General features: G+C 17.1%; 1 protein-coding gene. It reads right to left on the reverse strand.

Annotated elements, in window-relative coordinates; all coding sequences use genetic code 11:
* Positions 1-100: 100 nt before the first annotated feature.
* Positions 101-313: a hypothetical protein gene (locus LUA84_RS01315; protein WP_231434084.1), complete on the reverse strand. Its 213-nt coding sequence runs from the start codon at positions 311-313 to the stop codon at positions 101-103.
* Between the last annotated feature and the right edge of the window lie 34 nt (positions 314-347).

Consider the following 347-nt stretch of genomic DNA (forward strand, 5'->3'; position numbering starts at 1 on the left):
CCATTAAGTAATTTTGTTATTTCACTTACATCTTCATTATTTAATGTCCTTATTTCTCCCTTTCTTGGATTTTTCATATAATGCTANTACAAAATCCGGATTATCTCTTATTTTTTCTTTTATATATTCTAAAATATAATTTGATGGTATATATTTTATCCAATTTTATTATATAAATCTTATATTTTTTGTTTATTATTGTTATATTTTTATCCAAATTTTTGTATATTTCATTTAATTCTTTTCTAAATCTTTTTATAATATTATAATCAATTATTTCTTTAATATCTTTGTTTAATAGATTTTTTGCCATTGATATAAAATATAAATCATATGATTTTGGATAA

It is taken from the genome of Candidatus Nanopusillus massiliensis, assembly GCF_920984865.1.

Bases quoted from the DNA above. Each gene is read 5' to 3' on its own strand.
- LUA84_RS01315 (WP_231434084.1), bottom strand. From the start codon at position 313: ATGGCAAAAAATCTATTAAACAAAGATATTAAAGAAATAATTGATTAT.